The organism is Collinsella sp. CLA-AP-H1, from assembly GCF_040092945.1.
Classification (GTDB): domain Bacteria; phylum Actinomycetota; class Coriobacteriia; order Coriobacteriales; family Coriobacteriaceae; genus Collinsella.
On record NZ_JBBNKO010000015.1, the window covers coordinates 1 to 12,668 of the forward strand.

Consider the following 12,668-nt stretch of genomic DNA (forward strand, 5'->3'; position numbering starts at 1 on the left):
GCCGGGTAGCCGCGTGCGGCGCGGATAACCGCTGAAGGCATCTAAGCGGGAAGCCGTTCCAGGGATTAGTTCTCCTTCCGGTAAGGGCCCAGGTAGACTACCTGGTCGATAGACGGCAGGTGCAAGGGCGGCGACGTCCTCAGCCGAGCCGCACTAATCGCCCGAGCTCTTCCGGAACCGCACCTCGCGGCCCGCGGGACTGAGCGCTCATGCGCGGTCCGGGCACGAGGATGCCCCCGAGTCGACTCCTCCTATACGCCATGCGGCCCCCAGGGCACGTGTAGAGTGAGACCCAGGACACCGTAACGGTGGGCGCCGCCCACCGGTCAGCGGCCAGAGCATGGGGGGCACGCCCGGTCCCGTTCCGAACCCGGAAGCTAAGCCCCATCGCGCCGAGAGTACTGCGGGGTCAGCCCGTGGGAGGCCAGGGCGCCGCTGACCGGTGGACGGCACCGAGCCGTGCGCTTGAACTGAGAAGGGGGAGGCCTCGCGGCCTCCCCCTTTTTTGCGTTTACGGGCTTTTGTCTCACATAGTAGCTGTGTTTTATAACCCTCGTTTGTCGCATCTTCTGTGAACGGGCTACAATAACTTAGTCTGTGCGATATGGAGGTGAACATGGCTGAAGCTGGTATCGGCGTTGATATCGTCGAGATTTCCCGTATGAAATCAATACTTGAAGAGACGCCGTCGTTTGCTCGGCGTGTGTTTACCGAAGAAGAGCGTGCGTATTGTGATGCATCATCGCGTCCCGCTGCTCACTATGCCAGCCGCTTTGCTTCGCGCGAGGCGGTACTTAAAGCTCTCGGCACGGGTTTTAGTCAAGGCGTTGGTCGCAAGGATGTTTCGGTTACGCGTGATAAACTTGGCAAACCGAAAGCGCTGCTTTCGGGCCGTGCACTCGAGATCGCTCATGAGCTGGGTGTTGTTGAGGTTGCTCTTTCCATTACGCTTACAGGAGACTTAGCCGTTGCGAATGCCATCGCGATTACCGAAGATGCTCGGCCTAAGCCAAAAGAGGAAAAGGTGAGCACCAAGAAACGCGTAGCGCAGACATTTAAAGAGGCTCGCTCTGTTTTAGATGAGCTTGAGCAGCTGCAGAATTCAGCATTGACGGAGCACCTGGGCGATGCTTCGCAAGATACGCTAGGAGCATAGATGAAACCGGTTTTGAGTACCGAAGAAGTCGTTCGTCTCGAGGATATCATCGAACGCGAAGGGACTTCGAAGGCCGAGCTTATGGAGCTCGCGGGTGAGTTTGCCGCCAACGAGATCTTGAAGCTCAATCCCGATCGGGTTCTCGTTCTGGTCGGTTTTGGTAATAATGGCGGCGACGGTTGGGTTGCCGCCGATATTCTGAGCCATAAGGGTGTGGACGTCGATATCGTTTCTCCGGTTGAGCCGGATGAGATTCCTGCTGCTCTGGCACGTCATGTTGCTCGTCGTACTGCCGGCCGCGATGTGCACGTTTGCGTCGGCCCCTCGCGTGATGAACTCGAGGTTTTGATCGATAAGGCCGATGTTGTTGTCGATGCCATTTTTGGTACCGGTTTTCACGGGAATCTGCGTGCGCCGTTCTCCATCTGGATTCCTACGGTCAATGAATGCGCCGACTGTGTCGTATCCATTGATGTCCCCTCGGGCCTGAATGCCGAGACGGGCGTTGTTGATGACGACTGCATTCGTGCCGAGCATACGGTGACGATGATTGCGCCCAAGATTGGTTTGTATAGCGCTGATGGCCCTGAGTATGCTGGCGATTTGATCTGCGGCAATCTTTACGACCGTCTTGACGAGGTCATCGATGATGTCGACCACGCCGCTGAGATTGTCGAGCCCGGTGACTTAGTTGATTACTTTGCCCCACTACCTACGAATATCGATAAGTATTCCCGTGGCTCTGTGCTTATTGTCGCCGGGTCTGCGCAATATCCTGGTGCTGCCATTATGGCGGCCAAGTCTGCAGCTCGCGCGGGTGCTGGTTACGTGGCAGTCGCGGCTCCTGACGCCTGCGCTAATCTTATTCGCATGGCACTTCCTTCGATTCCCGTCTTTGCTATTCCGTCTGATTCCCGCGGCTCCTTTGGCGCCGCTGCGCGCATGACGGTGTGCGAGATTGCAAAGAAGTACAGCTGCGTACTGTGCGGTCCCGGTATGACGACGTCTGCCGGCGCTATGCAGGTGGTTTCGGGCTTGCTCGAGCTTGATGTACCGCTTATTTTGGATGCCGATGCACTCAACTGCCTTGCTAAGATTGCCATTGACGGTATTGATAGTAACCCCGAGATGTATCGTCGCGAGCAGCCGTTGGTTATGACGCCGCACTATCGTGAGCTTTCGCGTCTGGTTGCCGGTGACGAGGTGAACGACCTTGGTACCGCGATTGCAGCCGCGCAGAAGGTTGTCTGGGCTGCAGGCTCCGACAATCTGGTGGTCATTGCCAAGGGGCCGACGACGGCTATCTGTGGCGTTGAGCGTGTGCTGCTGCCGCTCTCGGGTCCGGCTTCTCTGGCAACTGCCGGTTCAGGTGATGTTCTCGCGGGTATTTTGGCCGGCACGCTTGCCACCATGCGCGACGAGATGGATCGTTGGGAGTTGCTGTATTCGTACGCCGTCGCACTTCACAGCTACGCCGGTTTTGCCGCGGCGACGGAGTATGGTGAGAAGAGCGTTATCGCGACCGATCTTATCGACTTGATCGGTCCTGCCATGGAGCTGGCGGCAAAGGATGCGCTCGAAGATCTGGGAATCATGGACGAAGGGTCGGATGACTAATCATGAATAAAGCCGATTTGACGCGCTGGTCCTGGGTCGAGATCGACCGCGGGGCGCTCCGTCGCAACACGAGGGCCTATAAGAACTTGCTGAATCCGCGTCAGCGCCTGTGCTGCGTGGTTAAGGCCGATGCTTATGGTCATGGAGCTGTTGAGTGCGCCAAGATCATGTATTCGGCCGGTGCCGACATGTTTGCCGTGGCGACGGTTAACGAGGGCGTTGAGCTCCGACAGGGCGGGATTACGAAGCCCATCCTCATCCTAAGCGAGCCGCCTATCGAGGCCATTCCGACGTTGCTCGAGTTTGATATCATGCCTTCGGTCTATACGTCTGACTTTGCTCTTGCGTATGGCGAATGTGCCGTCGCGGCGGGCAAGGTGGGCAAGTATCATCTCGCCATCGAGACGGGCATGAACCGCATTGGCGTACATTACACGCAGGTGCTCGACTTTGTCCGCGGTATTAATTTCCATCGCGGTATTCAGTGCGACGGCGTATTTACGCACTTCGCCACGGCCGATGAACCTTCGGGCTGGGACTACAAGCTGCAGTGTCAGCGCTTTACCGAGGCCGTTCAGGCCATTAAGGATGCGGGTTTTGAGTGCGGTATCGTGCACTGCGCCAACACGCCGTCCTCGATGCTCGACCCCTCGATGCATTTTGATATGATCCGCGCCGGCGTTGGCTTGTATGGCATGCAGCCGTGCGAGCTGAGTGGCCGCGTGATGCAGCTTGATCCCGTTATGAGCGTCCATGCGCGTGTGACGCGCGTGGCACACCCTGCGATGGGTGAGGGCGTGGGCTACGGTTTTACCTACCGCGTACCGCGTACGCGCGTTCAGATCTGCACGCTGCCGATCGGTTATGCCGATGGCCTATCGCGTACGCTTTCCAATCGTATGGATGTGCTGTATCGCGGCGAGCGCGTGCATCAGGTTGGCAATATCTGCATGGACCAGTTTATGGTCGCCATTCAGTCCAACCCGGCACACGAGATTCCCGAGGCCGAGTATGGTGACGAGATGATCATTGTCGGCCGCGATGGCGATGCCGAGATTACTATGGACGAGATGGCCCGACTGCGCGGAACGATTAACTACGAGGTCGCCTGCGGCTTTGGCATGCGTCTCGACAAGGTCTACGTGTAGGAGCCGCTATGGGCGTCATGCACATCCCGGGCCATACCCATCAGGCGCCGCGTGAGGTCGCACTCGAGGAGATCGAGGCCGTTCTGGGCGATTGTCACCTCTGCCAGCTCTACCAGTCGCGTCACAATATCGTGTTTGGCGTGGGAAATCCCCGCGCTCGCGTGATGTTTATTGGCGAGGCACCGGGTCGCAATGAGGATTTGCAGGGCGAACCCTTTGTGGGGGCGGCAGGCGAGGACCTCAACGGCATTTTGTCCCTGGCGGGTCTTAAACGCGAAGACGTCTACGTTGCCAATGTGCTTAAGTGCCGCCCGCCGGGAAACCGCAATCCGCGCCCCGAGGAAGTGCTGGCTTGCTCGCCGTTTTTGCGTGAGCAGATTCGTAGCATCTGGCCCGATATCATCGTGACGCTCGGCAACCCCGCGACGCACTTTGTGCTTAAGACCGAGATTGGCATTACTAAGCTGCGCGGTAGGTTCCACCAGATGGGGCATTTTGTAGTAATGCCCACGTTCCATCCGGCAGCAGCGCTGCGCAATCCGGCGTGGCAGGAGCTGTTGGAGGAAGACTTTAAGATGCTGGGCGACTATCTGGAGCGACATCCCGCACCAGAGGACGCCTCGGAATAATAAGGAGCATATATGTCCCTGGAGCGCCTGGGGGTAGGTACTTACAAAACGACTTGCGCTGCCGATACGGAGTACTTTGGCGAGCTAATTGCACCGTGCCTTGAGGACGGCGATGTGCTCATCCTGACCGGCGGCCTGGGAGTGGGCAAAACTCACTTTACCAAGGGCGTCTCGCGCGGGCTGGGCGATGAGCATATGGTTACGAGCCCTACGTTTGCGCTCATGGCCGTTCACGATCAAGGTCGTATTCCACTGTTTCACTTTGATCTATACCGCCTGGAGCATGCCTACGAGCTCGAGGATACGGGCATTTTCGATGTGCTGGGCTATGAGGGTGCTTGCCTGCTGGAATGGGGCGAACAATTCCAGGACGAGCTGACGGATGAGTATCTTTCGGTGACGCTCAAGCGTGATGAGGGCGACAGCGATGTGCGAACGATAACGCTTGAGGCGCACGGTGACCGCGCAATGGAGCTTTCCCATTTGATTGATAAGGCTGTACAAGATGAGCTTGCATAACGACAACGCGCTGGTGGTGGCGCTCGATACCTCGACCGACATGCTTGCCTGCGCGGCAAGCTGGATTGATGGGCAGACGGGCGAGACGAAGCTCGTGAGTGGCGACCACATGTGTCGCCGTCACGCAAACGTTGAGCTCGTGAATACCGTTGATGGCGTGCTGGCTCAAGCCGGTCTGGATCGCAGCGATGTTGGTTGCTACGTGGTCGGCCGCGGCCCGGGGTCGTTTACGGGTGTGCGCATCGGCATCTCCACTGCCAAGGGCCTCGCGCGCGGTGCCAATGTTCCGCTGCTGGGCGTGTCGACGCTCGACGCTTGCGCTTGGACGGCGTGGAAGGCTGGCGTGCGCGGCAAGCTTGGTATCTTGGCCGATGCTATGCGCGGTGAGGTATATCCGGCGCTGTATATGCTGGTCGATGAGGGTCTCGAGCGTCAATTTGAGCGCGAACACGTGGTCAAGGCCGCCGTGGCGCTCGATGAGTGGCGCCAAGCAGCGGACTGGGACCAGGTTCAGCTGACCGGTGACGGTCTCGTGCGCTATGGCAAGCTGCTGGGTGAGGACGAGACCGCCCGCTGCGTGGAGCGAGACCTGTGGTGGCCTTCGGGCGAGGGGTTGCTGCTCGCACACGCTGCGGGTGACGGCGATCCGGCCCGCGCCTTGCCGATTTACACGCGCCTTTCGGATGCCGAGGAAAACGAGCGCAAGCGTCTTGGTCTTGCCGAGAGTGCGCAGAGCGAAATTACGGGCGTTGCCGATGAACTCGCCGGTCGCCATCTGCAGTTCCGTCCCATGGGCGCGGCGGATGCCGAGGGCGCGAGCGCGCTGGAGGCTGTCTGCTTTGAAGGCGCCGGACACGAGGCGTGGACGCCGGGCATGTTCCTGTCCGAACTGGGCGAGGACGTCGCTGCGCCGCGTAGTTGGTGGGTGGCACACGACGACGGCAAGCTGCTGGGCCTTGCCGGCGGTATGGTCGTGGACGGTGATGTGCAGATTCTGGATGTCGCCGTCGACCCGGCACATCGCCGTGAGGGCATTGCCCGCAAGATGCTGTCGCATGTGAGCTATGATGCCCAGATGCTCGGCTGCACCACGGCTTCGCTCGAGGTCGAGGACGGTAACGAGGGAGCGATCGCGCTTTATAACGCTCTGGGCTTTACCGAGGCTGGCCGTCGCCGCGGTTACTACGGTGTTGGCAAAGATGCCATCGTCATGACGGCGCCGCTGCCCTTGGTGCTCCCGGTTGACAACGCTTCGCCCGAGCCGACGGCGGCTGAGCAGCGTGTATGGCCGCTGCCTGCGCCCGAGCGAACCGTTGAGGAGCGCGCTGAAATTGAGCGCCGTCGCCTAGTGCTCGCTATCGAGAGTTCCTGCGACGAGACGGCCGTGGCGATTATCGATGCGGATGGCAATATGCTGGCCAACCAGGTGTCGACACAGATTGATTTTCATGCCCGCTTTGGCGGCGTGGTGCCCGAGATCGCCTCGCGCAAACACGTTGAGGTGATTGTGAGTGTCGTGGATGCGGCGCTCGAGGATGCCGCAGCATCGCTGGGCCTTACGGGCGGAGCCATTGCACCAAGTGAGCTTGCCGCCGTGGGCGTGACGCAGGGTCCGGGCCTGGTGGGCGCCCTCGTGGTTGGCGTCGCCTTCGCCAAGGGCTTTGCCTACGCTGCTGGCAAGCCGCTCGTATGCGTCAACCATCTGGAGGGGCACCTGTTTGCCAACTTGCTGGCGCAGCCCGACCTCAAGCCGCCGTTCATCTTCACGCTTGTCTCGGGCGGGCACACCATGCTCGTGCACGTGAAGGCGTGGGGCGACTACGAGGTGCTCGGAGAGACGCTCGACGACGCCGTGGGCGAGGCCTTCGACAAGGTGGCCAAGGCGCTGGGCCTGGGCTATCCCGGTGGCCCCATCATCTCTAAGCTGGCCGAGACGGGCAACCCCAAGGCGATCGATTTCCCCCGTGCGCTTAACAGCAGGGGGGACTACCGCTTCTCGCTTTCGGGCCTCAAGACGGCGGTGACGCTCTACATCGAGCAAGAGACCAAGGCCGGGCGCACGATTCACCTGCCCGATCTGGCAGCTTCGTTTGAGGCAGCTGTCTTTGACGTGCAGTACAAGAAGGCCAAAAACGCACTGCACGCTACCGGATGCAAGGAATACTGCATCGGTGGCGGCGTCTCGGCTAACCCGCATCTGCGCGAGATGATGATCAAGAAGCTCGGGCGCCAGGGCATCCGCGTGACGGTGCCGCCTCTTTCGGCATGCACCGACAACGCTGCGATGATCGCGGAGGTTGCCCGCCGTAAATTCGACCGAGGTGAAATCTCGCCGTTCGACGTCGACGCCGATCCAAACATGACGCTGTAGCTGGTACGGCGCGGTCCCCGGACGGAGGGGCCGGATATAAGGTTTCCTGCTCTACAGTCCTGCGCAAGACGAAGGCCACATTAAGTGGCCTTCTTTGCGTGCGGAACTCGCGATAAACCTTATATCCGGCCCCTCCGTCCGGGGACCTTTCTGTGTCGATATAGCTTCTGAGCTGGTTTGGCGTCGACAACGTCCAGCAAAGTTAACAAGCCAGTGTCGAATTTCCGGCGTTCTTTAGCTGAAAGAAAAAGTTGGTGTGCGGAGCTTTGCTCCGCACATTTGGGATGGGAGCCCCTGGGAGCGGCGGGAGCCGGGCGGCGCATATGAACTTTATCGCGAGTTCCGCACGCAAAGGAAAGCACTTAATGTGCTTTCCGTCTTGCGCAGGACTGTAGAGCAGGAAAGTTCATATGCGCCGCCCGGCTCCCGCCGCTCCCAGGGGCATCTCTCATGCAAAAACTTTTGTCGGGTAAAGTCCGAGGTCAGTGGCGTTTTATACCGAGAAATTCAAAAAAAGTTGAAAATTCATTACATATTTGCGTTGACTTTAGGTAACTAAAGTTTCATACTCCTTTTCAACCACTGGGGGATGTGAACACGCACGGATCGTTCGCATCATGATTGAAGAGGATTTCTTAGACATGTTCACGCATCAGCTAAACATTATCAGCGTAGTAATTATCTGATGCGGGTTAGCACATACAGCTAGCCCGTACGATAACGGGCGGCTGATGAAGATGAGGGCCGTCGAGCGCAACCGACGGCCCTCATTTTTTATGTCTAGGAAGTTCTTTTTAGAGGAGGAAATGTAATGAACGGAGTTTTGCTCATGGTTGTGGCCGCGGCGGTGCTCGCCTGCGGCTATCTGGGCTATGGCCGCTGGCTGGCCAACAAGTGGGGCGTTGACAAGGATGCCCTCACGCCGGCCAAGCGCATGAAGGACGGCAACAGCTTCTCACCCGTCTCCGCCTTCACCGCGTTCTCGCACCAGTTCAGCTCGATCTGCGGTGCTGGCCCTGTTACGGGTACGATCGTCGCCATGGCCTTTGGCTGGCTGCCCGTCGTGCTCTGGGTCCTCGTCGGCGGCATCTTCTTTGGTGCCGTCCACGACTTTGGTGCCCTGTACGCCTCGATGAAGAACAACGGCAAGTCGCTCGCTCAGCTCATCGAGAAGTACATCGGCAAGACCGGCCGTCGCCTGTTCCTGCTGTTCTGCTGGCTGTTCTGCATCATCGTCATCGCCGCCTTCACCGACATGGTCTGCAAGACGTTCATGTTCACCCCGGCCGTTGACGCTTCTGGTGCTGCTACCGGTGCCATCGACTTCACCAAGTCCTATGCCGCCGGCTGCGCTGGTACCATCTCCATCCTGTTCACCTTCGTCGCTATCGCCTTTGGTTGGGCCCAGAAGAAGTTCAACCTCACCGGCGCTGCCGAGTTCGTCACCGGCGTGGTCCTCATGGTTCTCATGTTCGCCGTCGGTATGCAGTTTCCGGTCTACCTGGATAAGTTCCAGTGGTTCGCCGTCGTCATGGTCTACCTGGTCTTCGCTGGCGCTATGCCCATCCAGATGCTCAAGACCCCGCGTGACTACCTCACTTCCATCATGATGATCGTCATGATCGTCTGCGCTGTCCTCGGCATCGTCGTCCTGGGCGTCAACGGTCAGGCCACTATCACCGCTCCGGTCTTCACCGGCTTCTCCACTGCCTCCGGCATGATGTTCCCGGTCCTGTTCGTCTCCGTCGCTTGCGGTGCTCTCTCCGGTTTCCACAGCCTCGTTTCTTCCGGCACCTCTTCCAAGCAGGTCGAGAAGGAGCAGGACGCCGTCAAGGTCGGTTACGGCGCAATGATCGTCGAGTCCTTCGTCGGCATCCTTGCCATCATCGTTGCCGGCATCATGTTCTCCGATATGAACACCGCCGGTACCGGCGCCCTCAACGCCGGTGTCGCTTCCACCCCGTTCCAGATCTTCGCCGCTGGCATCTCCCGCGGTATGCAGGCCTTCGGTGTTGACGGCACGCTCGCTACCGTCTTCATGACCATGAACGTCTCTGCTCTGGCCCTGACCTCGCTCGACGCCGTCGCCCGCATCGCCCGCACCTCGTTCTCCGAGTTCTTTGCCCAGACCAACGACGCCCTGGCCATCGAGTCCAAGGCCGGCTACATGAAGGTCCTCGGCAACCCCTGGTTCGCCACGGTCGTTACCCTGCTTCCCGGTCTCGCCCTCGCTTTTGGTGGCTATGCCAACATCTGGCCGCTCTTTGGTGCTTCCAATCAGCTGCTCGGCGGCATGACCATGATCACCCTCGCCGTGTTCTGCAAGTGCACCGGCCGCAAGGGTTGGATGCTCTACGTGCCCGTCGCCTTCCTGCTCTGCTGCACCTTCACCTCGCTGGTCCAGAGCGCCATGGGCTGCATGGCCGCCGTCCAGGCTTACGGCTTCTTCGGCACCATCCCGGCTACCGCCACCACGGCCGCCGTCTCCGTCGCCGCCACCAAGGGCCTGCAGCTCGTCTTTGCCGTCCTGCTGATGGTCCTGGGCCTCATCGTCGCCGTCAACTGCCTCAAGGAGTTCTTCGGCAAGGAGGCTGGCTCCATGCCTGATGAGGAGCCCGAGTGGTCCGAGATGGGCAAGGCCGAGTACGGTCGCGCCGCTGCCGCCGAGGCTCCCGCTGACGCCGAGGCCGCCAAGGCCTAGTCAGCTTGATGGACTAACCGTTCCATCCAAATGACTCGGAAAGATCGGGTCCGCGACTTCGCGGGCTCGGTCTTTTTTCATGCGAAAGCGGGTGACGCTCGAGTGTTCTCGCAGATGTTTTGCGTGGATAAGGGCGCGCGTTGTACCATATAGACGTATATGTGTACATATGAAAGGGGCCCCGTGGCCAAGACGGTATATTCCGATAATCAAAATAATGTCGATGCTTTGGCTGAGCGCCTGAGCAGCCAGACGTCGCTTTCTGCTGAGCGTGCCAAGCTGGTTGCCTACGACCTGCTTTGCCGCAAGGCGCTCAAGATTAAGTCGAGTGCGCTGGCGCAGATTTTCCGCTCCGTCGATAAGGAGTGCGACACCAAGGCGATGCGCGATGAGCTTATCGCGGCAAAGATCGTGACCAAGATCGAGGGTAGCGGCATTAACGGGCGCCCGGCGTTCTATACCATCAATGCCGAGATCCGCGATGTCCAGGAGCAGCCTGCCGAGTCCGTCGAAGATTTTGTCGTCGAGGATTCCGCTGACGTGCCTGCTGTGGAAGAAGCTGCTCCGCGTGAGCATGTCGATACCGATGAGTTGCTCGATGAGAACGTCGTGCGTGCCTTTACGGCCAAGGCAGGACGCGGCGGTTTTGGCGGGGGTGGCAAGCGCGATGCGCAGCGCCGCGCCCAGCAGGAGCGCTTCCGTCGCGCCGTTGCTCGAAAGGGTGAGACGGATGCCGAGGCTGTTGAGACCGAGGTTGCTGCCGAGTCGCAGAAGCCCGCGAGGGAGCAAAAGCCCGTGGAGGCCCAAGAGCCCAAGCGTCGTCGCGGTGCTCACTTTAAGACTGCACAGCAGGATGCCGCGCGTGAGGTTGAAGAGTCTTCTGAGGTTGCGGACGATGTTGAGGAGTCTGCCAAGAAGGCTCCGGGTTCGTGTCGTCCCGGCCGCGGTTTTGCGGGACGCGCGTATCCCGTAAAGCATCAGGAGAAGGGCGAGTCGGTTTCGACCACCCAGGACGAGAAGGACGAGAAGGCCGTTGAGCCGGTGGCTCGCGAGCAAAAGCCTGTTGAGCCGCAGCTTGAGGTTGATGCCGAGGCCAAGGGCCAGCAGCCTACTGATGAGCAGACGGAGCAGGGCGCGTCGAGCAAGCCTCGCCGCCGTCGCCATCGTGGGGGCCGCAGTTCCCATGCCGAGACTGCGGCCGAGAAGACCACGCCGCAGAACGAGGATGCGAAGGCCGAGGTTTCTTCGGGGCAGCCTAAGCGCCAGCCGGCGAAGGAGAGCAAGTCCGTTCGTCCGCAGAAGCAGGCGTCTATGCCGAAGCGCGAGCGCAATTCCCAAGGCGATTCTAAGCGCAAGTCTCAGAGGAAGCCGGAGTCTGCCGCAGCAGATACTGCTGCCCAGCAGTCCAAGTCGGCCGTTCACGGCGAGGCCTCGGCGTTTGCCCTTGCCCGCGTTTTAGGCAGGCAGCTGCTCAAAGTTGTCCCTACGCCCACGGCGCTCTCTAAGATCAAGGAGCAGCAGACACAGATCGTAAAGGTCGAGGGCAAGGACGGCAAAAAGGCTCCGCAGCGCACTCAGCACAACGAGATGTCCAACCGCAAGATTGCCGAGGAAATCGCAATCATCCAGGCTTGGATCGAGCAGAACCGAGGTGCCGATACGCCGGTTGCCTCGCGCCGCCAGCGTGCCTACCAGATCTTTAACGACGAGAAGGCTTTTGACGGCAAGCACGGTGAGCGCTTGATCAGGCGTATGACCGAAAAGGGCATCAGCATGCAGGCGATCAAGGTCGCCCCCAATCGCCCCGTGCACTTTACGGGCTTCTTTACGCTGGGCGCCGACAAGCCGTTCATTATGGTCGAGAACCTGGACACCTACGACGAGATCGTCAAGCTGCTGCGTGGCCGCAAGCACGCCAAGCTCTTTGGCATCAAGGTGGGCGGCGTGATTTTTGGCGGCGGATGCAAGGCGAGCGTCTCGCATGCCCTGGACGATTATCTGGCCGAGATTGGCTATCGCTTTAACTACGTCTACTACGTGGGCGATATCGATCGCGAGGGTGCGCGCATCGTCGAGCAGACTCGCAATGCCAATGTGGTTGAGATTCGCCTGCATGCCGGCATGTATCGCGCTATGCTCGCCGAGCATAAGCGTCGCGTGAAGGCCGGCGGAGAGTGCGAACCCGCGGCTGCCAACCAGGGTGTGCCGCAGAACCTGGCAGCGACGATCAAGGATCTGCCCATGGTTACGCGCGTACAGTTCCGCAATGTGCTGCGCGAGGGCGGACGCATTCCGCAGGAGATTCTGATGACCGCCGACTATCGGGATGGCGACTCGGGAAGCTTCGACCGCATGCTGAACAATTAGCTCCGCCGTTCTACCGAACGGCGGTCTTCTTGACGCTGCGAGGGGCCCTGGCACGGCAATCTGACGTTCAACTTCGGCGGCGCGACCAGAAGGTCAGCGCCGCCTTGTTTCACGTCACCTTGCCATACCAGGGCCCCTCTCGCTGTCACGTCCAAAACAT

8 protein-coding genes and 2 rRNA genes are annotated in these 12,668 nt (G+C 59.8%); all 10 read left to right on the forward strand.

Going from position 1 to position 12,668, the window contains the following annotated elements; translation table 11 throughout:
* Nucleotides 1-177 (forward strand): 23S ribosomal RNA (locus tag AAAV44_RS08135); the annotation flags it as partial.
* A gap of 148 nt (nucleotides 178-325) precedes the next feature.
* Nucleotides 326-441: ribosomal RNA gene (gene rrf, locus AAAV44_RS08140) — 5S ribosomal RNA — on the forward strand.
* A gap of 175 nt (nucleotides 442-616) precedes the next feature.
* A complete protein-coding gene (gene acpS / locus AAAV44_RS08145) occupies nucleotides 617-1,156 on the forward strand; it encodes a holo-ACP synthase (protein WP_349115295.1) in 540 nt (179 codons plus the stop codon).
* Nucleotides 1,157-2,773: an NAD(P)H-hydrate dehydratase gene (locus AAAV44_RS08150; RefSeq protein ID WP_195521708.1), complete on the forward strand. Its 1,617-nt coding sequence runs from the start codon at nucleotides 1,157-1,159 to the stop codon at nucleotides 2,771-2,773.
* Nucleotides 2,774-2,775: 2 nt separating this feature from the next.
* Nucleotides 2,776-3,921: an alanine racemase gene (alr, locus tag AAAV44_RS08155; RefSeq protein ID WP_035137770.1), complete on the forward strand. Its 1,146-nt coding sequence runs from the start codon at nucleotides 2,776-2,778 to the stop codon at nucleotides 3,919-3,921.
* An 8-nt stretch (nucleotides 3,922-3,929) separates the two neighbouring features.
* Nucleotides 3,930-4,550 carry a uracil-DNA glycosylase gene (locus tag AAAV44_RS08160; protein ID WP_349115296.1) on the forward strand — a complete coding sequence of 207 codons (621 nt, stop codon included), beginning with the start codon at nucleotides 3,930-3,932 and terminating at the stop codon, nucleotides 4,548-4,550.
* Nucleotides 4,551-4,562: 12 nt separating this feature from the next.
* Complete coding sequence (gene tsaE, locus AAAV44_RS08165) at nucleotides 4,563-5,069, forward strand: tRNA (adenosine(37)-N6)-threonylcarbamoyltransferase complex ATPase subunit type 1 TsaE (RefSeq protein WP_117735673.1); 507 nt, start codon at nucleotides 4,563-4,565, stop codon at nucleotides 5,067-5,069.
* Nucleotides 5,056-7,440 carry a tRNA (adenosine(37)-N6)-threonylcarbamoyltransferase complex transferase subunit TsaD gene (tsaD, locus tag AAAV44_RS08170; RefSeq protein WP_349115297.1) on the forward strand — a complete coding sequence of 795 codons (2,385 nt, stop codon included), beginning with the start codon at nucleotides 5,056-5,058 and terminating at the stop codon, nucleotides 7,438-7,440. The genes tsaE and tsaD overlap by 14 nt, the downstream gene beginning before the upstream one ends.
* Before the next feature lie 811 nt (nucleotides 7,441-8,251).
* Complete coding sequence (locus AAAV44_RS08175; protein WP_349115298.1) at nucleotides 8,252-10,141, forward strand: carbon starvation CstA family protein; 1,890 nt, start codon at nucleotides 8,252-8,254, stop codon at nucleotides 10,139-10,141.
* A gap of 183 nt (nucleotides 10,142-10,324) precedes the next feature.
* A complete protein-coding gene (locus tag AAAV44_RS08180) occupies nucleotides 10,325-12,508 on the forward strand; it encodes a hypothetical protein (RefSeq protein ID WP_349115299.1) in 2,184 nt (727 codons plus the stop codon).
* Nucleotides 12,509-12,668: the final 160 nt, after the last annotated feature.

Bases quoted from the DNA above. Each gene is read 5' to 3' on its own strand.
- tsaD (WP_349115297.1), top strand. From the start codon at position 5,056: ATGAGCTTGCATAACGACAACGCGCTGGTGGTGGCGCTCGATACCTCG.
- tsaE (WP_117735673.1), top strand. From the start codon at position 4,563: ATGTCCCTGGAGCGCCTGGGGGTAGGTACTTACAAAACGACTTGCGCT.
- AAAV44_RS08150 (WP_195521708.1), top strand. From the start codon at position 1,157: ATGAAACCGGTTTTGAGTACCGAAGAAGTCGTTCGTCTCGAGGATATC.
- alr (WP_035137770.1), top strand. From the start codon at position 2,776: ATGAATAAAGCCGATTTGACGCGCTGGTCCTGGGTCGAGATCGACCGC.
- acpS (WP_349115295.1), top strand. From the start codon at position 617: ATGGCTGAAGCTGGTATCGGCGTTGATATCGTCGAGATTTCCCGTATG.
- AAAV44_RS08160 (WP_349115296.1), top strand. From the start codon at position 3,930: ATGGGCGTCATGCACATCCCGGGCCATACCCATCAGGCGCCGCGTGAG.
- AAAV44_RS08175 (WP_349115298.1), top strand. From the start codon at position 8,252: ATGAACGGAGTTTTGCTCATGGTTGTGGCCGCGGCGGTGCTCGCCTGC.